Here is a 22,370-nt window from a genome sequence, read left to right as displayed (position 1 = left end):
CCGGAAAAGGAAGATTGTCTGGTGCGCCGGTTTCTCCGTCACCCCGTACGCCTGGTGCCACTGGGCTTCCTGGCGGCGATCCTGCTGGGGACCGGCCTGCTGATGCTGCCCTGGGCGACCAGCGAACACCGGATCACCCCGTTCGTCACGGCGCTGTTCACGGCGACCTCCGCCGTGTCGGTGACCGGCATGGCGGTGGTCGACACGCCGAACTACTGGAACACGTTCGGACTCGTCATGATCACCGTGCTGACCCAGATCGGCGGGATTGGCATCGTCACCGGGGCCACCCTGGTCATCCTGCTGGTGGCCCGGCAGCTCGGGCTGCGCAACCGGCTGCTCGTGCAGGCGGAGACCCAGGAGTTCGGCATCGGGGACGTACGCCGGCTGCTGCTGCGGATCGCCGCCACCGCGCTGGTGTGCGAGGCGGTGATCACCGCGATCCTCGCCGTCCGGCTGGCGGTCTCGTACGACTATCCGCCGGGCCGGGCGCTCTGGCACGGCGTCTTCCACGCGGTGCAGGGCTTCAACAACGGCGGCTTCGCCCTCTACTCCGACAACCTGGCCGGCTTCGCCCGCGACGGCTGGGTGACCCTGCCGCTGGCCTTCGGCGCGATCATCGGCGGCATCGGGTTCCCCGCCCTGTTCGAGGCCGTCCGGGAGTGGCGCCAACCCGGCCACTGGGCGGTCGCCACCAAGCTCACCGTCTGGGGCAGCCTGGCGCTGCTGCTCGCCGGATTCCTCGTCCTGCTGACGGCCGAGTGGTCCAACCCCCGCACCCTCGGCTCCTTCGGCTGGCCGGGCAAGGTGCTCGCCGCGTTCACGCAGGACGCGTTCATCCGCACCGGCGGGTTCAACGTGATCGACATCGAGGCCCTCGACGAGGAGACCTACCCCGTGATGATCGCGCTGATGTTCATCGGTGGGGGGAGCGCGAGCACCGCCGGTGGCATCAAGGTCGCCACGTTCTTCCTGCTGGCGTTCGTCATCTGGGCCGAGCTGCGGGGCCAGCCGGACGTGACGATCGGCCGACGCCGGGTGGCCAACGCGAGCCAGCGGCAGGCCATCACCCTGGCGCTCCTGAGCGTCGCGCTGGTCGTCGTCGGCACGGTGGCGCTGATCCTCATGACCGAGGGCACCCGCTACTTCCAGGCGCTGTTCGAGGTCACCTCGGCGTTCAGCACCACGGGCCTCTCCGTCGGCGTCGCGCCCACGCTGCCGGAGAGCGGCCAGCTCGCGCTCATCCTGCTCATGTACATCGGCCGGGTCGGGCCGCTCACCCTCGGGTCGGCGATCGCCCTGAACACCCGGCGACCGCGCTACCGATACCCACAGGAGCAACCCATTGTCGGATAGAGACAACGAGCCGGGCGGCATCGTGGTCGTCGGGCTGGGCCGGTTCGGCGGCCACCTGGCCGGAGCGCTGATCCGGCTCGACCACGAGGTGCTGGCCATCGACCGCAACGCCGACCTCGTCCAGCGGTGGTCGGACCAGCTCGACCGGGTGGCACAGGCCGACGCGACCGACGAGGACACGCTGCGCCAGCTCGGCGTGGCCGAGTTCCGGCGGGCCGTTGTCGCCATCGGCGCGTCCGTCGAGGCCAGCGTGCTCACCGTGCTGGCCCTCGTCGAACTCGGCGTGCCCCAGGTCTGGGCGCGGGCCACCTCGGCGAAGCACGCCAAGATCCTCGCGTCGGTCGGGGCCCACCACGTGATCTTCCCCGAGGCGGAGACCGGCGAACACGTGGCGCACCTGATCGTCACGCGGATGCTCAACTTCATCGAGTTCGGTGACGACTTCGCCCTCGCCAAGGTCCGGGTGCCGCGGGCCCTCGTGGGCAAGCCGCTGGCCCAGGTGCGGCCGGTCGACCGCTACGGGGTGCGGGTGCTCGGCGCCAAGCTGCCGGGCGAGCCGTTCGAGTACGCCTCGGACACCACGGTGCTCAGCCCGGACAGCATCCTCGTGGTCGAGGGCAGCCTCGAACAGGTGCAGCGCTTCGCGGCGCTGACCTGAGCGACGCGCTCGCGGCCCCCGCCCTGGTCGGCCACCGCTCACCGCCGGCCGTGGCCGCCACCTCCCCCGTGGCCCTTACCCCGCTTCACCCTTTTCCCGGACCGCCGCCCTTGCCCTTACCCTTGCCCTTCCCCGGGTTGTCGGGCTTGGCAGCCTTGCCCGCCTTGGGCTTCGCGGCGCCCGAGCCGCCGGAGCCGCCCCCGCGCGCGGCGGTCGCCGGGGCCGTGGCCGGCGCCTTCGTGGGTGCGGGCGCCCGCCCGGCGACCCCGGACACCTGCACGTCGCACCGCTCGCCTCCGACGTGGAACGTGACCGGCAACGGGTTGGCGCCGGAGTAGCGGCCGGTGAGGCTGACCTTCTCGGCGGCGCCCGGTGCCAGGGCCGTCCGCCCGGCCGCGGGGCGCACCACCACCACCTTCCCCTGCTGGCTCGCCACCGCCGGGGTCGCCCGGGTCACCGTCTGCTGCCCCGGGAAGGTGAACCTCATCGCCCAGTCGCGCAGCTCCCGCTCGCCCGTGTTGGTGAGGGTCAGTTCGGCGGCGAAGTCCTTGCCCGTGTCGCTGCGCAGCGCGTACGTCACCTGGCAGGAGGGCGTCGCCGGCAACCCCATCCGCGCCTCGGTCGGCGGCTCCACGCCGCCGCCCGCCGGGCTGTGACTCGTGAGCCCCCAGACCGCGGCGGTCACGGCCACCAGGCCGGCGGCGGCCACCCCGGCCTCCACCCGCCGGCGCCGGGTCGCCGCCCGCTGCCGCCGCGTACGGGAGAACGGCAGCACGTCGGTCTCGGTGGAGCGGGGCAGGATCGTGGTGCCGGCCTCCGCCAGGGTGACCGGAGCCATCGGGCCGCCGGCCGGCGACACCGGTGCGGCGGCGAACATGCCCGCGGCGTCGGCGAGGGCACGGGCGAGGTCGGCCGTCGGCGGGCGCTCCTCGGGGCGCTTGGCCAGGCACCGCCGTACGAGATCCGCCACACCGTCGGGCAGGCCCGGCACCGGCGGCATCGGTTCCGGGTCGGCGTACATGTGCGCCCGCAGCATCTCGGTGCTGGTGCTCGCCTGCCACGGCAGCCGCCCGGTGAGCATCCGGTGGAGCAGCACGCCCACGGCGTACACGTCGGTCGCGGGCGACACCTGGCCGTTGTCCAGCCGCTCCGGCGCCAGGTACGCGGGCGTGCCGAGCAGCGTGCCGTCGGCACCCTTCTCGCTCTCCCCGACCAGCGCCGAGATGCCGAAGTCGACGACCTTCACCCCGGTGGGCGTCAGCATCACGTTGCCCGGGGTGACGTCCCGGTGCACGAGCCCGCGGGCGTGCGCCGTGGCCAGCGCGGAGGCGATCTCGGCGGCGACGGTGAGCGCCTCCCGCCACGGCAACCGGCCCTCGCGGCGCAGGCGGCTGCCGAGCGAGCTGCCGTCGATCAGCTCCATCACCACGTACGGCACGGTCACCCCGGCCTGCTCGGCCTCGCCGTAGTCGTACACGTTCGTGATGTTCGGGTGGCAGAGCCGCGCGGCGGCCTGCGCCTCGATCCGGATCCGGTGCCGGAAGGCCCGGTCGCTGGCCAGCCGGGACGCCAGCACCTTGACCGCCACCTGCCGGCCCAGCACCTCGTCGTAGCCGCGCCACACCACCGACATTCCGCCCGCGCCGAGCTGCTCGATCAGCCGGTACCGCTCACCGAGCAGCCGTACGCCGATCTGGTCCCCACCGCCCATGGTCGGGGTTGTTGCCCCAGCGCGCCCCGGCTACACCTCGGGCGTCGAAATCGGTCCGGAAGTCACCCGTTCAGGCGGTGGCGAGCAGCTGGTCCACCGGCGCGTAGTCGTCGGTCAGCACGAGCGCGTCGCCCACGAAGTCGCTCAGCTCGTCGTCGGCGATCAGGGTCGCGCCCGCGTCCACCTCGGCGAGCCGGTCGTGGACCGCGTCCAGCGGCAGCGGCGCGTCCGAGGCGAGCAGGACGAAGTTGGAGCCCGTCTCGCCGCTGACCGCCTCGGGCGGCGCGATCAGCGCCACGTGCCGGAACTCGGCGGCCACCGTGGCCAGCTCGCTCCGGATGAACCGCAGCGGCGGGTAGTCGATGACGTTCTGCACGTACACGCCACCGGGTCGGGTCACGCGGCGGATCTCCGCGACCATCTCCCGGGTGGCCAGGTGCCACGGCACGACCAGGTGCCCGAACGCGTCGCCCACCACCAGGTCACGGCTGTCCGTCGGCTCGGCGGCCACCAGCAGACGCGCGTCGCCCGCCACCGCCGTGAGGTCCGGCCCCTGGCGTACGCCGAGTTCGCGCTCGCCCAGCTCGATGAGCCCTCGGTCGATCTCGAAGACGAGGTTGTCGGTGCCCGGCCGGGTCGCCGTGAGATAGCGGGGCACCGTGAAGCCGCCCCCGCCCAGGTGCAGGGCGTCCAGCCGACGCCCGGCCGGCGCCGTCACGTCGGCGACCGCGCCGAACCACTTCGTGTACGCGTACTCCAGGTGGCGCGGGTCGGCGAGGTCCACGTACGAGTGCTGCGCCGAGTTCAGCAGCAGCGTGCGCCCGGTCGGCCGGTCCGGGTCGGCCTCCACCTTCGCGCAGTGGTACGCCGTCTCGATGTCGCACGGGTTCGGCGCCACCGTGGTCAGGCCCGCGCCCACCAGGCCGAGCACGGCCAGCGCCGCCTTGGCCCGGCCCGGTCCGGGCAGGTCCGCGGCACCCCGCCGGTGCAGGTACCAGCCGAGGACGAGCCCCGCGACGCCGAGGGCCACCGCGAGCGCCAGCAGGATCACCGTGCTGGGCAGCGCGGCGACCAGCACGAAGCCCGTGAGCAGGGTGGCCGTGATGCCGCCCAGCGTGCCGATGCTGGACAGGCGGCCCACCACCTGGCCGGTGCGCCGCAGGTCGGCGAGCTGGAGTTTCACCACGAGCGGGGTGACGGCGGAGAGCAGCAGCGCCGGCACGAAGACGGCCAGCGCCACGAGCAGCAGGATCGCGCTCGCCGCGCCGCCGCGCAGCACCTCACCGGCGTACCGCACCACGGGCAGGGTGACGGCCGTGGCGATGCCGGCGAGCACCAGCGCGGGCGCCAGCAGCGGGCGCGGGTCGCGCCGGTCGGCCAGCCGGCCGCCGGTCCACGCCCCGTACGCGATGGCGGCCAGCGCGATACCGATCACCGAGCTGGTCACCTGGAGGGTGACCCCGACGTACGGGCCCACGAGGCGCAGGGCCACCGTTTCGAGCACCAGGACGGCGCCGCTGGAGAAGAAGACGAGGAACGCGGCGAGCCCGTTGGGCAGGGCCCGCCCGGTGACGGGAACGGGGGGCGCGGGCGGGTCCGCGACGCCGGACGGTGGGAGATTCATCGTCGCGATGGTACGCAGCCCACCTGTCCCCGCGGGTCAGTACATCGAGAGATGAACATGGTTCGTGTGGCTCGCCGCCGGGCTGCCACTGCCGCTGTAGGAGCGCCACCCGGTGCCGGGGTGCCAGATCTGCCGGTACCAGATCACGTAGAGCACGCCGAGCCGGTCGGCGTTGCGGACGTGCCAGGCGGCCAGGCTGTCGCCGTACGCCTTGTCGCCACCCGTCGCGTTCTCGTCCTTGAAGCCGCTGGCGGCCGCGGAGAAGTCGCAGGCCCGCCCCTTGGGGTGCTCGCCGTCGCCGCCGCTGCGGTAGCAGGAGACGTACCGCTTGTAGCCGGCCGCCTTGGTCTGCTGCAAGGCGTTGAGGGTGCGCGGCGTGATGCATCCGGAGGTCGTGGGGTCGTCGACCGAGCAGGACTCCGACGGCCACGAGCCGTCCGAATTGCGGGGCGCCGGCTTCGCCGAGGTCGAGCTGCCGCCGCTGAACCCACCGCTGCCGCCCGAGCTGACCTCGGCCAGCGCCGCCTCGGCCTCCTTCTTCTTCTTCGCCATCACCGCGAGCTGCTTCTGCTGCTGCCGCACCTCGGCGTCGATGGCGAGCTTGGCCTGCTGCGCCTGCTCCCGCGCCTCGGTGAGCTCGCGCAGCCGCTTGCCGTCACGCTGCGCCATCAGGTCGAGGTTGGCGGCCCGCTCCAGGAAGACCTCCGGGGACGCGCTGTTGAGCAGCATCGACGTGGGCGTGAGCCGGCCGACCCGGTAGGAGCGGTCGGCGACCTCGCCGACCTGCCGGGCCAGGTTGTCGACGCGGATCTGCGCGGTGGCCAGCGCGGTGGTGAGCTGCTTCTGCCGTTGCTTCGAGGTGTTCAGCTTCTGCTTGGCCTCGATGTGCGCCCGGGCGGTGGCCTCCAGCGCGTCCCGCAGCTTCTTGGTGCCGCCCTCGTTCGGCTCCGCGTACGCGGGCACCCCGCCCGTGCCCAGCAGCAGCGCGACGGCGGCGAGCAGAGCGATCAGCGGGCCGCGCGCGCGGCCCCGGCAGACCATGGTCCTGGGCACGACAGCGTCCTTCCGTCGACCGCCGGCCCCGTCCTGCGCGGCGGCGGCCCCGCCGGCGCCGGTCGGCGGCCTCGGGCGGTGACCGCGGGTCACGATACCGGACTCACCGACGCGCGCCAGCCCCGCGAACGCGGGTCGCACAGATGATCGACCCAGCGTGTCGGCGCCGTCGCCGAGCGCGCCGTCAGCCGTCGAGAAGCGCCTCGCGCACCTCTGTCCAGACCTGTTCGTTCACCGCCACCAGGAGGCCGTGCCCCTCGTCGGCGGGGTGGTACTCGCTGCCGTCGAAGCGGCGGGCCACACCGCCCGCGGCGCGGATCAGCAACGCGCCCGGGGCGTGGTCCCAGGGCAGGGTCCGCCAGAAGAGCGCGAACTGCTGGCGACCGACGAGCATGTCCAGGTACTCCCGGCCGGCGCAGTGCTGCCCGGGCAGCAGCTCGCCGATCCGCTGCTCGCCGGCGCGGACCCGGTCCCGCGAGGCCGGCGGCAGGAACCGCGTCATGGCGACGCCGCGCAGCTCGCCTGCGGCGGGCACGCCCTCGCTGGTGCGTACGGGCCGGCCGTCCAGGTACGTCCCCTCGCCGACGCGGGCCGTGGCCAGGTTGCCGGCGAGCGGGTCGAGCACCCACGCGGCGACCGGCTCGCCCCCGTCGAGCAGGGCGGCCATCAGCGCGAACGGCTGCCGGCCGGCGGCGAAGTTGGCGGTGCCGTCGACGGGGTCGACGAGCCAGACCTCCCCGGTGCCGCGCAGGTGCCGCAGCAGCCCCTCGTCCTCGGCCACCGCCTCCTCGCCGACCACCACCGAGTTGGGGCGCAGCCGCCGCAGGCCCGCCGAGATGAACTGCTCGGCGCGGCGGTCGGCGACCGTCACGAGGTCTCCGGGCGCCTTCTCGGCCACGTCGGCGTCGCCGAGCTTGCGGAACAGGGGAAGCACGGCCTGGTCGGCCGCCTCGCGCAGCAGCCCACCGACGTCGTCCAGCAGTGTGTCAGCCACGCGGCGGCAGCTTGACCACGCTGACGAAGAACTCGTCGATCTGGCGGACCACGGAGATGAAGCGGTCGAAGTCCACCGGCTTGGTCACGTAGGCGTTGGCGTGCAGCTGGTAGCTGCGGAGGATGTCCTCGTCGGCCTGCGAGGTGGTGAGGACGACGACCGGGATCCGGCAGAGCTGCTCGTCCTTCTTGATCTCCGCGAGCACCTCACGCCCGTCCCGCCGGGGCAGGTTCAGGTCGAGCAGGATCAGGTCCGGGGTCACGGCCTCGGCGTACTGGCCCTCGCGGCGCAGGTAGGCCAGCGCCTCGGCGCCGTCGGAGACGACGGTCAGCCGGTTGCGTACCTTGTGCTCCTCGAACGCCTCCTGCGTCATCAACACGTCGCCCGGGTCGTCCTCCACGAGCAGGACCTCGATCGGGCTCTTGCCGTCTGCCGGCGCGGTCATCCCACCGTCTCCCTCATGCCACCCGTCCTACCGCCTTCCGGCGCTTCCTCCGCGCGGTCCGCCCCGTCCGGCTGCGCCGGTGGCCCGCTCGTCCCGCCCGCGGTCTGGTCGGCGTCGGCGTCCGCCGTCCCGTCCGGCCCGTCGGCCTCCTCCGGCGCCTGCGCGTCCCCGGCCGATCCGGCGGCCGCCGCCTCGACGTCCTCGGGCGTCGCCGGCAGGGTGAAACGGATCGCCGTGCCCTCGGCGACGTCGGTGTCCACCCAGACCCGGCCGCCGTGGTACTCGACGATCTTCTTGACGATGGCCAGCCCGATCCCGGTGCCCGGGTACGCGTCCTTCGAGTGCAGCCGCTGGAAGATGACGAAGATCTTGTCGGCGAACTCCGGCTCGATGCCGATGCCGTTGTCGCGACAGGTGATCTCCCACTCCTCGCCCACGAGCCGGGCGGAGACGTGCACCTTCGGCGGCACGTCGGGCCGTCGGAACTTGACGGAGTTGCTCACGAGGTTCGCCAGCAGGTTGGTGAGCAGCGGCTCCTCGCCCCGGATCACCGGCAGCTCCGACCAGGTCAGCTCCGCGTCGGCGTACTGCCGGGCCGACTCGGTCTGTGCGGCCACGTCGCCCATCACCTTGTTGAGGTCGACCTCGGTGAAGCCGGAGGTGAGCCGCCCGATCCGGGAGAACGCCAGCAGGTCGTTGATGAGGCGCTGCATCCGCTGGGCGCCGTCCACCGCGAACGCGATGTACTGGTCGGCCCGCTCGTCCAGCCGCCCGGCGTAGCGGCGCTGGAGCAGCTGGCAGAAGCTCGCCACCTTGCGCAGCGGCTCCTGGAGGTCGTGCGAGGCCACGTACGCGAACTGCTCCAGGTCGCGGTTGGACCGGGTCAGCTCCTCGGCCTGCTGCTGGAGCTGGCTGTTGACCCACTCGATCCGCTCGCGGGCCTCCCGCACCTCGGCCAGGTCGGCGGCGATCCGTCGACGCATCGCGTCCACGTCCTCGGCGAGCCGCATGAACTCCGGCGGCCCGGAACCCGAGATCTCGTGGTGGAAGTCGCCCTCGGCGACCTCCCGGACCTGGTCGGCGAGGCCGGTGAGCGGGCGCACCACCATCCGGTCCAGGGAGAGCAGCAGCAGCGAGCCGGCGATCACCACGACCAGGGCGGCGACGATCAGCAGGACGGCCAGCAGGTTGCCGGTGCTGCGGACCTCCCGCGCGTTGCTCTCCCGGGCGTTGAGGATCTCGGCCTGGAGGTCCTCCACGGCGGCCCGGACGTCGTCGAACTGCTGGCGGGCGTCCTCGGTGATCAGGGCCTGACCGGCGGCGGTGCCGCGCTGCGCGGTCGTCGTGACGACCGGTTGCGCCACCGACTGCCGCCACTGCTCGGCCCGGGCCTCGACGATCCTCAGGTCGTCGTCGATCCGCGGGTAGTCGGCGAGCAGCGCCCGCATCGACGTGACGACGTCCCGCTCCTGCCGCACCCCGGCGTCGTACGGGGCGAGGTCCGCCCGGTCGCCGCTCACCGCGTAGCCCCGGACCGCCGTCTCCTGGTCGAGCAGGGCGTTGAGCAGTTCCTGCGACTGCACCCGCAGCGGGCCGGTCTTGTTCAGCAACGCGTCGACCTGCGTGCGGTTCCGAGCGGCCATGACACCCTCGACCGCCGCCAGCCCCACCAGGAGGATGCCGACCACGGCGAGCAGCGCGATCACCCGCTGGCGCAGACTCCAGCCACGCATGCTCACCGGCCACCGCCCCGGCTCACCAGCAGCATGGCCACGTCGTCGGCGAGCGGGCCGCCGTTGATCTGCTCGGCCCGGCCGACGAGCCAGGCCGGCAGCTCCGGCAGCGGCACGGCGCGGCTGTCCGGTTCGTCCAGCAGATCACTCAGACCGGGCACGTCGAGCCGCTCGTCGCTGTCGCCCACGCGCCCCTCGATCAGACCGTCGGTGTACATGAGAAGCGACCAGTCATCGGTGTCGAACTCCAGATCGTAGGCGACCGGCGGGCGGGGCCGGACGCCGAGCAGCAGACCACCGGGAGCCGGCACGGGCTCCACTCCACCCCCGGCGAGCAGCAGCGGCGGCGGATGCCCCGCCAGCCGTACCGTGGCGCGGTTGGCGTCCAGGTCGAGCCGGACGGTCGCCACGGTCGCGAAGATCTCCTGGAGCCGGCGCTCGCTCATCAGCACCTGCTCCAACGCGGGCAGCACCTCGTCGTCGGGCACACCCGCGAGCACCAGGGCCCGCCAGGCGACCCGCAGCTCCACGCCGAGCGCCGCCTCGTCGACCCCGTGCCCGCAGACGTCGCCGACGATGAGGTCCACCCGGTCGGGGCGGGTCTGCACCACGTCGTAGAAGTCACCGCCTATCAGCGCGGCGTGCCGGCCCGGCCGGTAGAAGGTGTTCACCGTCACCTGGTCGGTCGACATGAGCGGCTGCGGGAGCAGGCCCCGTTCGAGGCGGGCCGACTCGGCCTGGCGCAGCTCGACCTCACGCAGCCGGCGGGCGTTCTCGTCGGCGCGCTTGCGCTCGACCGCGTACCGCAGCGCCCGGGTCAGGAGGACGCCGTCGACCTGCCCCTTGACGAGGTAGTCCTGGGCGCCCTCGGCCACGGCCACGATGCCCAGGTGCTCGTCGGTGCGCCCGGTCAGCACGCACACCGCCGCGCCGCTCGCCATCTCCAGCACGCGGCGCAGCCCGTCGAGCCCCTGCGCGTCGGGGAGGCCGAGATCGAGCAGGACGCAGTCCACGCCCGTCACCCGCTGGCGGGCCTCGCTGAGGCTCGTGGCCACCACCAGGTCGATCATCGAGTTGGTCTCGGCCAGCAGTTCACCGACGAGGAACGCGTCCCCCTCGTCGTCCTCCACCAGCAGCACGCGGAGCCGCTCACCGGGCGGGACCTGAGGGTGGTACCCGAGGTCGCCGGGCGCCCGGGGCACGACGGAGGGGCCGGTCAGACCGGCCCCCCGGTACGGCCGGGTCACCGCCGCGAGACGCGGGAGTTCGCTGGTGATGTCGGGCTCCTTCCGAGTGCCCTGCCGATCCTGTATTAGACAACGGTGGCACACAAAACGACGAACTCGAGGCGGCCGGGCATGTGCCTGATCACTACACGCTAAGGGACAAAGCGGCTGGCCGCCGACCGGGGCGTCCCGATCCGGACCGGCGCGCGGCAGGATGGTGCCCACCCTGCCCGTACCCCTGAGGAGTCCCCGTGGGCGCACCCCCCACCCCGGCCCCGGACCGCGCATCCGCCCACCCGCGCCCGAGCGTGCCGGGCGCCGACCGGGCGCTCGCGCGACCGCGACGGCGGCTCGCCGCGGCCGTCGCGGCGCTCGTCGCGCTGGTGGCCGTCGGCGCCGTGAGCCTCGTCGACCTGCGTCCCCCGGCGCCGCGACCGGCCGACGCGCCGCCCACCGAGTTCAGCGCCGCCCGGGCGTACCGCCACGTCGAGGTCGTCGCGGCCCGCCCGCACCCCGCCGGCAGCGCCGCCAACGACGAGGTACGCGCCCACGTCGAGCAAACACTGCGCGGGCTGGGCCTGGAGACGCAGGTCCAGGACACCGTGGCGCCCGAGGCCGGGCAGCTCAGCGGCGCGGCCGGTGGCGCGACCCTCGCCCGGGTCCGCAACGTGGTGGCCCGCCTGCCCGGGACCGACCCGACCGGCCGGGTCTTCCTGGTCGCCCACTACGACTCGGTGCAGACCGGTCCGGGCGGCAACGACGACGCCGCCGGCACCTCCGCGCTCCTGGAGGTGGCCCGCGCGCTGGCCGCCGGCCCGCGCCCCCGCAACGACATCGTCCTCGTCCTCACCGACGCCGAGGAGGCGTGCCTCTGCGGGGCGTCCGCGTTCGCCTCCAGCCACCCGCTCGCCGCCGACGGCGGGGTGGTGCTCAACCTGGAGGCGCGCGGCTCCACCGGGCCGGTGATCATGTTCGAGACGTCCCGGCGCAACGCGAAACTCGTGGACGTCTTCGGCCGGGCCGCGCCGCACGCCGTCGGCACCTCGTTCGCCGTGGAGATCTACCGGGCGCTGCCCAACGACACCGACTTCACGGCGTTCCTCGCCGAGGGCTTCACGGGCCTCAACTCCGCGTACATCGACGGTGGCGCCATCTACCACACCCCGCTGGACACGGCGGCGGCGCTGGACCGGGCGAGCCTCCAGCAGCACGGCGACAACGCGCTCGGGCTGGCCCGGGAGTTCGGCCGGATCGACCTCACCGACCTGCGTGCCGGCGGCGACGCCACCTACTTCCCGGTGCCCGGCGGCCTGGTCCGCTACCCGGGCTGGCTGACCCTTCCGCTCGCGCTGATCGCGCTGGCCGCCGTGGCCGCCCTCGGCTGGCTGGTCCGCCGGCGCGGCCGCACCACGGGACGACGGCTGGCGGCCGGCTTCGGGCTGGCGCTCGTGCCGATCGTGGCCGCCCCGCTCGCCGCGCAGGCGCTCTGGGCCGCGGTCACGGCCATCCGGCCCGGCTACGCCGAACTCCTCGACCCGTACCGGCCGACCTGGTACCGGCTCGCCGTGCTGGCGGTCGCCGCGGCCGTCGTCCTCGCCTGGTACGCCCTGACCCGGCGCTGGATCGGCCCGGGCGCCCTGGCGGTCGGCGGGCTGGCCTGGCTCGCCCTGCTCGGGGTGCTCCTGGCCGTGGCGGTGCCCGGCGGCGCGTACCTCACCGCCCTGCCGGCCCTGGCCGGCGCGCTCGGCGGCCTGGTGGCGCTCGCCACCCGCATCGACGGCCCGTGGCCGGTGGTCGCGGTGACCGTGAGCGGCGCGGTGGCCGTGCTCATCCTGCTCCCGACCGTGGTGCTGCTCTTCCCGGCGCTCGGCATGGCGATGGCCGGGGTCGCGGCGCTGGTGGCCGTGCTGCTCGGGCTCGCCGTACTGCCCGTGCTGGACCTGCTGCACCCGCAGGCCGGCGGCCAGCGGGGCCTGGTGGCGCTGCGGGCCCGCCGGCTCGGCGCGCTGCCCGCCCTCGCGGCCGCCGTCGCGGCGGTGGTCTGCGCCGGGGTCGGGCTCCGCGTCGACCGGTTCGACGCCGCGCACCCCGCGCCGACCCACCTGATGTACGCGCTGGACGCCGGCACCGGCGAGGCGCACTGGCTGAGCCGCGAGACCGACCCGCAGCCCTGGACCGGCCGGTACGTGCGCGACCGGACGGCCACGGACGACTTCCCGGCCCTCGGCGACGGCACCTTCCTCGGCGGCCCGGCCCAGGCGGCGAACCTGCCCGCCCCGAAGCTGGACGTGCTCGCCGACAGCACCGCCGGCGGCGAGCGCACCCTGCGGCTGCGGCTCACCCCGCGGCGCCCCGTACGCCTCGCGAGCCTGCACGTCGACACGACGACCGCCACCGTGCTGCGCGCCGAGGTGGCGGGCCGCTCGGTGCCCGTCGAGGCGCACGACGGGAAGTGGGGATTCGGGGTGGTCTTCCACGCGCCCCCGGCCGAGGGCATCGAGGTGACGCTCACCGTCACGCCGAAGGCGGACCGGGTGGGCCTGCGCGCCATGGATGCCAGCGACGGGCTGGACGGGCTGCCCGGCTTCCAGCCCCGCCCGGCGGACGTGGGGGTGGTCGGCTCGCACAGCTCGGAGATGCTCGCCGTGGCGCGCACCTATCCGGTCTGAGCCCTACTTCCAGCGGAAGCGCACGAACCGGAGGGGAGCAACACTTTGACCTGCGGCGCAACGCCGACCCGAGATCGCGGGAACAGATTGGGCACAACTGGACCCATCACCGGGCAACCGCCAACCGAGTGCCGGATAGCGCCGCGTCGACCAGGTTCCGCGTCCGGTCGACCGCTTCTGGCCACTCCCCCGCGTACGTGTTCAGCGTGATCGTCGGCGTGGCGTGTCCCAACGCCATCTGAACCGTCTTCACGCTCGCCCCGCCGTGGATCAACAGCGTTGCGAAGTAGTGGCGCAATCCGTGATAGCCGAATCCCTCAGGTACTCCGTCGACCGCTTCCACGGCCTTCTTCCAGGGGTACGTCCACCCGGTTCGCTGGATCGGGTTACCTCGGCCGCTCGTGAACAACAGCTTGGCCGTGCGAGTCACCGGCTTACGGGGGTTTGTCTCGTCGAGGATCTCCACGTCGACCGGCGGGAAGAGTTCGATGTGCCGGGCGAGCGCGTCGGCGACCACCTGGCCCATCTCCACGGTGCGCCGACTGGTAGCAGTCTTCGGCGGTGCGAGCCGTGGGGACTTGCCGGGCGGGGTGACAACCTGCTGAACAACACGAATTTCTCGGCGCAGGAAGTCGACGTGCTCCAGCTCTAGGCCCCAAGCCTCGCCCTGACGCAAGCCGGCACCGGCAGCCAGGTACACGAGCGCCCGATAACGCTCCCGGCTCGGCTTGCCGGGTTCCGGCTTGACGCTGAACGCATTAGCGAGTGCATGCACCTGGCCGGGTGTGGGAATGAATCTCTCTGTCCGCTCGATCTCCGGTAGCCGGATGCCGATGCATGGACTACGGCCGATCATCCGGTCACGGGCCGCCGCGTCGAACATGCCAACGAGCACGTGGTACACGACTCTCAGCGAGGACGGCGCAAGCACCTTCGCCCTATCCTTCACCCATGCCTGAATGTGCGACGGGCGGACCTGCGCTAGCTGCATCCGACCGAGGATCGGCTCAACGTGCACGCGCAGGGTCATCTCGATACGGGCGGCAGTGGCGTCGCGGTGCAGCTGGTGTTTGCGCCACTGTTCGCCGTAGGCGGTCACGGTAACTCTGCCTGCGGCGGGGTCGACGTACTGGCCCCGGGAGACATCTGCCCGCGTGTTCACGTCGAACTGGTCCGCGTCGGCCCTGCGCTCGAACAGCTTTTGCTTGGGCTGGCCGGTGTCGTCGACGTATCGCACCCGCCAGCGTTTCCCCCGGCCGTTCCGCTTGGAGGGCAGCCGCTTCCCGTCCGGGCCACGCTTGTTCAGGTACCACAGATCATCGACGGGCATGTCAGGCCGCCTGCCTCTCGATGAGCCAGGCCCGTACGTCGGCCGGGTCGTAGCGCAGGTGCCGACCGACGCGAGATGCCCTTGGGCCAACGCGACGGTGGCGCCACTGGTAGAGCGTGGCGACGGGTACGCCGAGGTAGGCCGATACTTCCTCGACGGTCCAGAGCGGTTCGATGGTGCGCCTTGCCATTGGTCTTGTACTCCTCACTCATTCGTCTGCTTACGCGGCTACCGGCGTGCTGCCGGCGAGGGTGGATCCGGTCTCGTGGGCAAGTTCTTCGCGGCCGACGCTTCGTCGTTCGCGGGCGAGGGCGGCGGCGGTGTTAGCGAGCAGTGCGTCTCCGGTGGTGTGCCAGCCGACGCCGGCGAAGGTGAGGGTGCCGACGATGAGGGTGGTGTCGTCGTCGAGGTGGTCGACGACGCGAAGCTCGCTGCTCTTGTGCTCGTCGCCCTGGTCCTGGTGGTGTTCGTGTCGGCGGTAGGCGACGCGGGTGTCGCGCAGGAGTTGGAAGGTGATTGAGTAGCGGCGCGCTTTGGTGAGGAAGTGGCCGCCGTAGCCGAGCATGTGCGCCCATCGACGTAGCCGGGCGTAAGGGCTGGCGCTGGTCGGGTTCGCCGGTTGGGCGTCAAGGGCGGCTTGACGCTGGGCGACGCAGGTGGGGCAGGCGGCGTAGCGAGTACGGGTGCCGCAGTCGGGGCACTCCCAGCGGTCGACGAAGCCGGGCGTGGGATGGTGGTCGCGGGGCCGCTCGGACAGCGGCACGGGCGTTCCGGTGGGTCGGCCGATGCGCCAGCAGGCGTCGATGAGGCGGGCGGTGTGGTCGCCGTCGGGGTCGGCGTAGTCCGCGACCGAATCGGCGGTCAGGCGGGTGGAGGTGTGCCCGGTGGCCTCGGTGCTCTTGGTGGCGTATTTGGCAAGGTAGCCGGCGACCATGCCGTCGGTGACCTCCCCGTCCCCGCCGGTCGTAATCGGCCGTAGGTCGACCTGCTCGCCCCAGCCAATCCGCCAGCCGTCGGGCCGGTCGGGGTGGGACGGGGTGTGGAAGGTGATGTGGGCGGCGGCGTGCCGTAGCGCGTCGACGAGGTCGTCGACGGTGAACCCGGCCGGCGGGGGCACGATCGCTTCGGGGTCCTGGCCGTCGACGCCGTCGAGGCGGGCGATGGCGTGGAAGTGGACCGCTCCCCGGGCTTGGAGTTCGGCGACCTTGCCGGGCGAGAGCCGCACCGGGGCGACCTTGCGCGTCTTGCCGGAGGCGGTGACGACCTCGACGCGGGGGATGCCGCGGCGTCGGGCGAGTTTGGCGAGCCAGCGTTCCGCGGCTTGTTTGGTGCGGTGCCACAGCTCGCCGGAGAACAGGTTCCAGACGACCTGGTGGTCGTGGTCGTAGCAGTCCAGGCAGAGTGGCCGGCCGAGCACCGCGTCTCCCGGCTCATGCCTGGCCCAGCACACGGCCGGGCGGCCGTGGGGACACAGGCCGGCCGCGTCGGTGGTGCGGCGGGCGTGGCACGGTTCGGCGCGGCAGTCGCAGCGCTTCCGGTTGGTGCAGGTGTGCCGCTTCACGACCCGGTTGTGGACCGGCCCGAAGGAGGGGGCGGTGAAGGTGGCGAACACCGCCGGATGCCGGGACACGGTTTCGGGGACGCCTTTGCCGCCGACGAGACCGGCGCGCAGGAGCTGGTAGGCGTCTTGCTGGTAGGTGCGGGCGCACGACGGGCAGACGGTTGCGCGGCGGTTGCCGCAGGCGGTGTAGATCGCGGCGTCGGGCATGCCGTCGGTGTGCCGCTGATCCAGCACGCGGCCGGTGGAGGCGTCCACCGTCAGGATCTGCCCGGCGAGGCGGATCGGGCGGGTGCAGCCGGCGGCGGCGCGCACGTGGTCGAGCCAGCCGAAGTAGTCCGGGCGGGTGGCGCGCAGGAGCGCGGACCCGGCGGCGGTGTAGTCGTACACCGGCATGGTGTCGGCGTTCGAGCCCACACCCCGGGCCGTGGGGGTCCGGGGTGTGAGGTCCAGCGTCGACGCCATCAAGCCGCCACCCCAGGGTTGGTGTGGGGGCGGGTGGTGATGGTGTTTTCGCGCACGATGACCCGGCAGGCGCCGCACTGGCGCTTGGCCGGCTCATGCCGGTGACAGGGAATCTCGGTGACGGTGGTGCCGCAGCGGATGGTGACCGGTGCGCGGCACGGGCCGCCGGGGATGACGTCGAGGACGGTCCGGCGGGTGTCGTAGGGGTGCGGGTCCGGCTGTGCCGGGCAGGTGTGGGTGACGTGTTCGACGTCGATGAGGTAGATGGTCACCGTCCGCTCCCGTTGTGGTGGTGGCCGTTGAGGGTCGGAGTGGTGATGGCGGCCAGGAGGTGCCCGGCGACGGCCGGGGTGACGTCGAGCCGGTCGGCCAGCTCGACCGGAGTGATGGGCTGCCCGGTGGTTTGTTCGTGCTGCACGGCCGCGAACCGGGCCATCGGCAGCAGGTGCAGGGGAACCGGGGCCGGCTCAGGTGCGGGCGCGATCGCGGGAACCGGGTCCGATGCCGGCGGGTTGTCGACGACCGGCGTGGGGGCCGGGGCGTCGGTCGACGCGGTGTCACCCGTCGCGGTGTCACCGCTGGTGGTGTCGGTGGTGTCGGTGTTCTTGGCCGCGAGGTCGCGGGCGGCGGTTAGGAGGGCGGCGGCTTCGGCTTCGATGGCGGCGAAGTCGGGTCGGATGCGTCCGGCGACGAGTTCGACGCCGATGACGAGGACGACGACCAGGGCGAAGACCAGGCGCAGTCCGAGGCTGCCGGGGGAGGCGAAGTTGATGGTGGCCGACAGCAGGCCGCAGGCGGCGAACACGACCAGTGCGCCCCGCTTGGCGTCGCGGGCGATACCCGCGGTGCGGACGACGGTGAGCATGGACACCATGGCCGCGTCGAAGATCAGCGGCACCAGGTAGGCGAAGTAGCCGGCCTTCTGCGTCCACAGGTAGTGGGCTTGGTGCAGGTAGCTGGTCGCCAGCGCGCCGAGCAGGACGAACCGGTTGTATCGCTTGATCGAGGCGATGGCCTTGAGCATGTTCGGGACCGCGTTGCGGGCGTACTCGGTGGCGAACTCCTGGGTGAACGCGCTCGGGTCAGTGCTCGACATGGGGAGTCACCTCCGGAGCCGGGATCGAATCAAGGGGGATGAGGTCGACGACGCCGGAGCAGTGGGCGCACATGATCGGTGCCAACCCTCGGGCGGCGAGTTGCTGGCGGAAGCAGGGCAGGCAGGTGAAGTCGGCCGGGAACAGGCCCTCGCCCTCACACAGTGCGCAGCGGCCGAGGCAGACGGGGCAGGGCTTGTAGACGGGTCCGAGGACGTCGTGGACACCGGCCGGGCTGCTGCCCTCGATGCACCACAGGCACGGGTCGGTCAGGTGGAAGTTCACGACGGGTTCCCTTCGTGGCAGTCGAAGCAGCAGCCGTAGCGGCGGGGGATGTAGTAGGGCTTCACCTGCCCGCAGGTGCGGCAGGTGCGGCGAGCCCGAAGCGCTTTGGCGATGGCCTCGCGTTGGGCGGGGGTGGCGGTGCGTTTGGGTGCGGCGAGGTCGAGGCGGTAGAGGTAGGCGACCCGCTTGCCCCGTCGCCAGAGGATCTGGGCGACCGGGTCGTGTCCGCCGGGGCGAAGGCCGGCGGCGCGCAGCTGCCGGCGGGTGGCCAGCCCGTCAGGGGCCAGCCGGTAGGGGTAGGTGGCGAACTCGGTCGGGTCGTAGACGGTGGTCATTGCTGGCCTCCCCAGCGCTGCTGGGCGGCCTGCTTGGAGATGCCGAGCCGGGCGCCGATCTCGGCCCAGGAGTAGCCGAAGGCCCGCAGGCCGATGACGGCCTGGCCGATGGCGTCGTCAATTGCCGCCGACAGGGCGGTCAGGTCGCGGAGGGCTTCCACGTCCCCGGCGGCGACACGGCGGCCGTGAGCACGGATGATCCGGCGGGCGAACGCCGCGAACTCGTCGTTCTCGACGACCTCACGCCGCTTGCGTCGGGACGGGGTGTGCGTCAAGGACGCCTTGACGGTGAACATCACTGCTCGCCTCCCTCGGTGTGGAGGCGGTCCCACTCGTCGGCAGCCGCTTCGAGGGCGGTGATGACCTGATCGGCGGTCCGGTTCGGGTCGTCGTTCCACGCGTAGGGCTGGGCCTGTTGGTCGATGACGAAGCCGTCTTCGTCGATGTGAAAGACCGGCTCGTGGACGTCGAGGTAGTCGACGAATGCCGCCTGGGCGTCGAGGTAGAGGCGGCGGTCGTCAGCGTCGATGTCGAGGAAGTGGTCGACCGTGCGTCCGGCGCAAGCCATGCTGATCGCTCCAGCGGCGCAGGCCGGCGGGGTGGGGGTGTTGATCGGGGCGTAGTACGTGCCCTGGTGCCAGCCGTGCCGGCGCAGGTAGAGGGCGGCCATCCGCAGCAGGTCAGCGGGCGTGACCTGGACGTCGGTGGGCGGGTTGTGGGTAGCCTTCATGGCAGCCACGTCCTTTCGGTAAGGGCTTGGTGGGAGGTCGGCAGGACCGGCGAGCTTGCGAGGCAGATCCGGTCCTGTCGGCCGTGTTATCGGGTGCGCAGCCGCAGGTAGCGGCGGTGACGGGTGTCATCGCCGCCCATCTGGTGCGGGGCGGAGACGAAGACGAGCCGCCCGGTTTGGCTGGCGGCGTGGATCATCACGGCCAGGTCTTCCGGGGTGCCGACGATCCACATTTCGGTGTACTGGTTTGCGCGCTGGTTGCTGGCCTTGGCGTAGGCGCGTTCGCGGGTGGTCATGCCACGGCCTCCCATTCGCTCGGGGTGCCGGCCGGGGTGGCGGTGGCGGGTCGGCGGATCCAGGCGGCGTAGTCGGCGATCCCAGAGATTTGGGCGTCGGTGAGGTAGGCGACCTTGATGCGGCGGGGCACGCCGCCTTCGGCGATGAGGTAGGCCGCGCCCTGGTTGGTGGGCGAGATGTCCGTAGCGGAGTAGCCCTGCTCGGCCCAGCCGTGGCCGAGGACGATGTTCGAGCTGTTGGGGGTGGTGCAGCGGAACGCGGCCCGGTAGCCGAACAGGTCCCGCAGCGACGTGGGGATGATGTCGAACGATGGCCGCTGGGTGGCGGCCACGACGGGGATGCCGGCGGCGCGGCCCCGGGCGACGAGGTCGCGTAGGAGGGCGACGAATTCTTCCTGTTCCTGCTTGCTGCCGACGGTCGCGCTGTAGAAGGCGATTTCGTCGACCAGGACGGTGATGACCGAGAGGCGGTCGGCGGCGGTGAGTTTGCGGCGCCCGTGGGCGCGGAGCCAGGCGTAGCGGTTGTTCATCACGATCTGGAGCCGCCGCAGGACGGCGAGGGCGTCTTCGATGTTGGGGCCGATGAAGGCGTCGGCGCAGTCTTCCCACTGGCCGAGTTCGACGAGCTTGCCGTCCAGCAGCACCAGGCGGCTGTCGACGGAGAGGGCGGCGTGGGCGGCGATGGTGTTCAGGAGGCCGGATTTGCCGCCGCCGGGTTCTCCGCCGGCGAGGAGGTTGCGGTAGGCGAGGGTGATGTAGACGGGCTGGCCGAACTCGTCGATCCCGATGAAGATCGGGTCGAACATCGACAGGCCAGGACCAACCGGCACCCCATCGGTGGGGGCGGGTGTCGTGGTGGTCATGGGTGCGCTCCTTTGGTGGGCGCGGAACCCCCTGAGGGAGAGTTGCGCGCCCGTCGTAGTGGCGATCAGTCGTTGGGCTGGCAGGTGTGCTCGCGCTGCGAGCCGTGGCAGCCGCAGGCGAGGTAGCCGCTCACGTCGAGCAGGGGAAGATCGGTGCCGGTGTCACACCGGCCGTTGATCAGGTCGGACGAGTTGTGTTCGCGCACGTCCACCCCGCAGCCGCGCGGGCAGGACGTGTACTCGGATTGCTTCATCAGGGGTCCTCCCGTCAGATCCAGTCGGAGACGTCGTCGACGTCGGCCGAGGACGCCGCGGGCTTGTTGCCGTTGGCGGAGGTGGAGGTAGCCGGCTTTCTGCCGGCGGGCTTGCCCTGGGTGGGCAGGGTGATGGTGGGTGCGTCGACGTCCGGCAGGTCGAGTGCCGTGGGCACGGCCGGTGACGGCCGATCGGTGGCGGTCGGGGTGTCGGTGGTGATGACGTCGACCAGGGGCGAGGAGACGTTGGCGTTGAGCACCTCGCGGCGCTTGATGTCGAACCGCACGTAGGCGGCGGTGCGCTCGGAGGCGCGCTCAACGAGCACCGTGGAGGCGTGGCAGGCCACGGCGATCTTGTCGAGCCGGGCTTCCAGGTCCTTGGCCGACAGGCCGGGCCGCAGATATACCCAGACCCGCTCCCCGACCGGTGTCGGGCGGGCCCAGAGGATGAGCGGCAGTGAACCGGACTGGTTGGCGATGATGAACTGCGCGAAGCACACGCGCAGCCGGTGCCGCACGAACAGGCACATGCCCCAGGCCAGGACGAACCGGCGAGACGCCGGGATCGCGGCCGGGACGCCGACGACCAGGGCGACCACCACAGCGGTCACCGGGCCGGTGGTGTGGTTGGCCAACTTCGTCCACCCGACACCGAGCAGGACGGTGGCCCCGATCTCGGGCAGCCACCACCACAGCAGCCGCAGCACCGGCCAGATCCGCACGAGCACCCACACGATGCCGCCGGTCGGGACACCGATCAGCCCGCCGACAATCAACGCGAGGATGGGGTGCATGTAGGAGGCGGCCACCACGGCCGCGAGCAGGCCGACGATGACCGCCGTCAGGATGAACGCCAGGCGAGCATTCCTGGCTGAGGAGCGGTGGACCCTGGCCTCGATGACCGTCACCGTTCCGGTGGACTTCCCGCCGAAGGGGCGGCGGGGGCTAGACTTGGACACGACGAGTCCTCCCAGGTGATGGGTGGGATGAGTTGGAGGGCACGGGGTCGGCAGGTTTGGACGCCAGTACCGACCCCGCGCCAGCTCTTGCGGGATGTGACCACCGATCGTGGTCACCAGGCCGAGGACGTTGGACGCCAGAGCCGCCCTCGGACTGCCTCTTTCAGTTGGATCGATCAGCGGACCATCGGCCGCTGGCGGGTGCCACGGACACCTGTGGCAGAGATTCAGCCTGGTGCGCGAGGGACCTACTTCGCCGCCGAGGTGCCAGCCTTCGGCTTCAGCGACACGGCACGGAACGCCACGCCGTTACGCCCGTTGGTCGCCCACGGAATGGCCTCCAACTGCTCGACCTCGATGAGCTGCCCCACCATCACGTTCGGCTTCTCACCCGCCGTCGTGATCGTGATGACCTCACCGCCCGTCTCGTCGAGAACGAAGACCTGGGTCGACCACATGAGCCGGCCCGTTCCCTTCTCCGACCGCTGATTGCCGTTCTGGTCGTTCTTCGGCTCCGGGTCCTTCGACACCGTCACCTGCTTCGCCTTGGTGTCCACGTACAGCTTCACAACAGACCTCCTGTGTCTCGGGTCAGATTGAGCAAGTCCCCTGTGGACTTGTGCTCGCGACCTCTGCCAAGAAGGCTCCCGCACGAGGCGGGACGAGCCACCCGACACCGTGGACAACTAAAGGGTGTCTCGTAATTCGGTGAAGGCGTTGCCTGCCAACGAT

The 22,370-nt window shown here is 72.1% G+C and carries 24 protein-coding genes; 3 read left to right on the top strand and 21 right to left on the bottom strand.

Features of this window, described 5'->3' with window-relative positions; translation table 11 throughout:
- Nucleotides 1-21 precede the first annotated feature (21 nt).
- Both OG994_RS28375 and OG994_RS28370 read left to right on the top strand, forming a co-directional pair.
- A complete protein-coding gene (locus OG994_RS28375) occupies nucleotides 22-1,356 on the top strand; it encodes a TrkH family potassium uptake protein (RefSeq protein WP_120329733.1) in 1,335 nt (444 codons plus the stop codon).
- On the top strand, nucleotides 1,346-2,014 hold the full coding sequence (locus tag OG994_RS28370) for a potassium channel family protein (RefSeq protein ID WP_120329732.1): 669 nt from the start codon (nucleotides 1,346-1,348) through the stop codon (nucleotides 2,012-2,014). Before OG994_RS28375 ends, OG994_RS28370 begins: the two co-directional genes overlap by 11 nt.
- An 85-nt stretch (nucleotides 2,015-2,099) precedes the next feature.
- Here OG994_RS28370 and OG994_RS28365 read toward each other — a convergent pair whose 3' ends face one another.
- The 7 genes from OG994_RS28365 to OG994_RS28335 all read right to left on the bottom strand — a co-directional run bounded on the left by OG994_RS28365 (nucleotide 2,100) and on the right by OG994_RS28335 (nucleotide 10,821).
- Nucleotides 2,100-3,725: a serine/threonine-protein kinase gene (locus OG994_RS28365; RefSeq protein WP_328851537.1), complete on the bottom strand. Its 1,626-nt coding sequence runs from the start codon at nucleotides 3,723-3,725 to the stop codon at nucleotides 2,100-2,102.
- A 70-nt stretch (nucleotides 3,726-3,795) separates the two neighbouring features.
- Nucleotides 3,796-5,349, bottom strand: a complete 1,554-nt coding sequence (locus tag OG994_RS28360) for a fused MFS/spermidine synthase (RefSeq protein WP_328851536.1) — start codon at nucleotides 5,347-5,349, stop codon at nucleotides 3,796-3,798.
- Between the two features lie 36 nt (nucleotides 5,350-5,385).
- Nucleotides 5,386-6,390, bottom strand: coding sequence for a coiled-coil domain-containing protein (locus tag OG994_RS28355; protein ID WP_120329760.1), 1,005 nt, complete (start codon nucleotides 6,388-6,390; stop codon nucleotides 5,386-5,388).
- Between the two features lie 196 nt (nucleotides 6,391-6,586).
- Nucleotides 6,587-7,396, bottom strand: coding sequence for an inositol monophosphatase family protein (locus tag OG994_RS28350; RefSeq protein ID WP_120329729.1), 810 nt, complete (start codon nucleotides 7,394-7,396; stop codon nucleotides 6,587-6,589).
- The gene (locus OG994_RS28345; RefSeq protein ID WP_120329728.1) at nucleotides 7,389-7,841 is read right to left on the bottom strand and encodes a response regulator; all 453 of its coding nucleotides are present in this window, start codon (nucleotides 7,839-7,841) and stop codon (nucleotides 7,389-7,391) included. Before OG994_RS28345 ends, OG994_RS28350 begins: the two co-directional genes overlap by 8 nt.
- Nucleotides 7,838-9,574 carry a sensor histidine kinase gene (locus tag OG994_RS28340; RefSeq protein ID WP_120329727.1) on the bottom strand — a complete coding sequence of 579 codons (1,737 nt, stop codon included), beginning with the start codon at nucleotides 9,572-9,574 and terminating at the stop codon, nucleotides 7,838-7,840. The genes OG994_RS28345 and OG994_RS28340 overlap by 4 nt, the downstream gene beginning before the upstream one ends.
- A gap of 2 nt (nucleotides 9,575-9,576) precedes the next feature.
- Complete coding sequence (locus tag OG994_RS28335) at nucleotides 9,577-10,821, bottom strand: PP2C family protein-serine/threonine phosphatase (RefSeq protein ID WP_240033022.1); 1,245 nt, start codon at nucleotides 10,819-10,821, stop codon at nucleotides 9,577-9,579.
- 230 nt (nucleotides 10,822-11,051) lie between these two features.
- Here OG994_RS28335 and OG994_RS28330 point away from each other — a divergent pair, with 230 nt between their 5' ends.
- Nucleotides 11,052-13,469: a M28 family peptidase gene (locus OG994_RS28330; RefSeq protein WP_407942552.1), complete on the top strand. Its 2,418-nt coding sequence runs from the start codon at nucleotides 11,052-11,054 to the stop codon at nucleotides 13,467-13,469.
- Nucleotides 13,470-13,575: 106 nt separating this feature from the next.
- On the opposite strand, the gene OG994_RS28325 is transcribed toward OG994_RS28330, so the two are convergent.
- From OG994_RS28325 to OG994_RS28260, 14 genes are all read right to left on the bottom strand, one after another.
- The gene (locus OG994_RS28325; protein ID WP_328851535.1) at nucleotides 13,576-14,799 is read right to left on the bottom strand and encodes a tyrosine-type recombinase/integrase; all 1,224 of its coding nucleotides are present in this window, start codon (nucleotides 14,797-14,799) and stop codon (nucleotides 13,576-13,578) included.
- Between the two features lies 1 nt (nucleotide 14,800).
- Nucleotides 14,801-14,989: a helix-turn-helix transcriptional regulator gene (locus OG994_RS28320; protein ID WP_328851534.1), complete on the bottom strand. Its 189-nt coding sequence runs from the start codon at nucleotides 14,987-14,989 to the stop codon at nucleotides 14,801-14,803.
- Between the two features lie 30 nt (nucleotides 14,990-15,019).
- Nucleotides 15,020-16,822, bottom strand: a complete 1,803-nt coding sequence (locus OG994_RS28315; RefSeq protein ID WP_328851533.1) for a replication initiator — start codon at nucleotides 16,820-16,822, stop codon at nucleotides 15,020-15,022.
- Nucleotides 16,822-17,094, bottom strand: coding sequence for a hypothetical protein (locus OG994_RS28310; protein WP_328851532.1), 273 nt, complete (start codon nucleotides 17,092-17,094; stop codon nucleotides 16,822-16,824). Before OG994_RS28310 ends, OG994_RS28315 begins: the two co-directional genes overlap by 1 nt.
- Nucleotides 17,091-17,918, bottom strand: a complete 828-nt coding sequence (locus OG994_RS28305) for a DUF2637 domain-containing protein (RefSeq protein ID WP_328851531.1) — start codon at nucleotides 17,916-17,918, stop codon at nucleotides 17,091-17,093. Before OG994_RS28305 ends, OG994_RS28310 begins: the two co-directional genes overlap by 4 nt.
- Nucleotides 17,905-18,201 carry a hypothetical protein gene (locus tag OG994_RS28300; protein WP_328851530.1) on the bottom strand — a complete coding sequence of 99 codons (297 nt, stop codon included), beginning with the start codon at nucleotides 18,199-18,201 and terminating at the stop codon, nucleotides 17,905-17,907. The genes OG994_RS28305 and OG994_RS28300 overlap by 14 nt, the downstream gene beginning before the upstream one ends.
- Entirely contained in the window at nucleotides 18,198-18,536 is a 339-nt protein-coding gene (locus OG994_RS28295) for an RRQRL motif-containing zinc-binding protein (RefSeq protein ID WP_328851529.1), read from the bottom strand. Before OG994_RS28295 ends, OG994_RS28300 begins: the two co-directional genes overlap by 4 nt.
- On the bottom strand, nucleotides 18,533-18,832 hold the full coding sequence (locus tag OG994_RS28290; protein ID WP_328853815.1) for a hypothetical protein: 300 nt from the start codon (nucleotides 18,830-18,832) through the stop codon (nucleotides 18,533-18,535). The genes OG994_RS28295 and OG994_RS28290 overlap by 4 nt, the downstream gene beginning before the upstream one ends.
- Complete coding sequence (locus tag OG994_RS28285) at nucleotides 18,832-19,266, bottom strand: DUF6197 family protein (RefSeq protein WP_328851528.1); 435 nt, start codon at nucleotides 19,264-19,266, stop codon at nucleotides 18,832-18,834. The genes OG994_RS28290 and OG994_RS28285 overlap by 1 nt, the downstream gene beginning before the upstream one ends.
- A gap of 86 nt (nucleotides 19,267-19,352) precedes the next feature.
- Nucleotides 19,353-19,562, bottom strand: coding sequence for a hypothetical protein (locus OG994_RS28280; RefSeq protein ID WP_328851527.1), 210 nt, complete (start codon nucleotides 19,560-19,562; stop codon nucleotides 19,353-19,355).
- Entirely contained in the window at nucleotides 19,559-20,425 is an 867-nt protein-coding gene (locus OG994_RS28275; protein WP_328851526.1) for an FtsK/SpoIIIE domain-containing protein, read from the bottom strand. The genes OG994_RS28280 and OG994_RS28275 overlap by 4 nt, the downstream gene beginning before the upstream one ends.
- Nucleotides 20,426-20,490: 65 nt before the next feature.
- Entirely contained in the window at nucleotides 20,491-20,679 is a 189-nt protein-coding gene (locus OG994_RS28270; RefSeq protein ID WP_328851525.1) for a hypothetical protein, read from the bottom strand.
- Nucleotides 20,680-20,693: 14 nt separating this feature from the next.
- Nucleotides 20,694-21,638, bottom strand: coding sequence for a hypothetical protein (locus tag OG994_RS28265; protein WP_328851524.1), 945 nt, complete (start codon nucleotides 21,636-21,638; stop codon nucleotides 20,694-20,696).
- A 248-nt stretch (nucleotides 21,639-21,886) separates the two neighbouring features.
- Nucleotides 21,887-22,207, bottom strand: coding sequence for a hypothetical protein (locus OG994_RS28260; RefSeq protein WP_328851523.1), 321 nt, complete (start codon nucleotides 22,205-22,207; stop codon nucleotides 21,887-21,889).
- Between the last annotated feature and the right edge of the window lie 163 nt (nucleotides 22,208-22,370).

This window comes from Micromonospora globbae (genome assembly GCF_036184225.1).
Lineage (GTDB): Bacteria > Actinomycetota > Actinomycetes > Mycobacteriales > Micromonosporaceae > Micromonospora > Micromonospora globbae.
Note: the sequence above shows the minus strand (reverse complement) of the source record. Positions and strands in the feature narration are given on the sequence as shown.

Excerpts from the sequence above, each read along its gene's own strand:
- OG994_RS28365 (WP_328851537.1), bottom strand. The coding sequence starts at position 3,725 with ATGGGCGGTGGGGACCAGATCGGCGTACGGCTGCTCGGTGAGCGGTAC.
- OG994_RS28360 (WP_328851536.1), bottom strand. The coding sequence starts at position 5,349 with ATGAATCTCCCACCGTCCGGCGTCGCGGACCCGCCCGCGCCCCCCGTT.
- OG994_RS28355 (WP_120329760.1), bottom strand. The coding sequence starts at position 6,390 with ATGGTCTGCCGGGGCCGCGCGCGCGGCCCGCTGATCGCTCTGCTCGCC.
- OG994_RS28345 (WP_120329728.1), bottom strand. The coding sequence starts at position 7,841 with ATGACCGCGCCGGCAGACGGCAAGAGCCCGATCGAGGTCCTGCTCGTG.
- OG994_RS28340 (WP_120329727.1), bottom strand. The coding sequence starts at position 9,574 with ATGCGTGGCTGGAGTCTGCGCCAGCGGGTGATCGCGCTGCTCGCCGTG.
- OG994_RS28325 (WP_328851535.1), bottom strand. The coding sequence starts at position 14,799 with ATGCCCGTCGATGATCTGTGGTACCTGAACAAGCGTGGCCCGGACGGG.
- OG994_RS28320 (WP_328851534.1), bottom strand. The coding sequence starts at position 14,989 with ATGGCAAGGCGCACCATCGAACCGCTCTGGACCGTCGAGGAAGTATCG.
- OG994_RS28315 (WP_328851533.1), bottom strand. The coding sequence starts at position 16,822 with ATGGCGTCGACGCTGGACCTCACACCCCGGACCCCCACGGCCCGGGGT.
- OG994_RS28305 (WP_328851531.1), bottom strand. The coding sequence starts at position 17,918 with ATGTCGAGCACTGACCCGAGCGCGTTCACCCAGGAGTTCGCCACCGAG.
- OG994_RS28295 (WP_328851529.1), bottom strand. The coding sequence starts at position 18,536 with ATGACCACCGTCTACGACCCGACCGAGTTCGCCACCTACCCCTACCGG.
- OG994_RS28290 (WP_328853815.1), bottom strand. The coding sequence starts at position 18,832 with ATGTTCACCGTCAAGGCGTCCTTGACGCACACCCCGTCCCGACGCAAG.
- OG994_RS28285 (WP_328851528.1), bottom strand. The coding sequence starts at position 19,266 with ATGAAGGCTACCCACAACCCGCCCACCGACGTCCAGGTCACGCCCGCT.
- OG994_RS28280 (WP_328851527.1), bottom strand. The coding sequence starts at position 19,562 with ATGACCACCCGCGAACGCGCCTACGCCAAGGCCAGCAACCAGCGCGCA.
- OG994_RS28275 (WP_328851526.1), bottom strand. The coding sequence starts at position 20,425 with ATGACCACCACGACACCCGCCCCCACCGATGGGGTGCCGGTTGGTCCT.
- OG994_RS28270 (WP_328851525.1), bottom strand. The coding sequence starts at position 20,679 with ATGAAGCAATCCGAGTACACGTCCTGCCCGCGCGGCTGCGGGGTGGAC.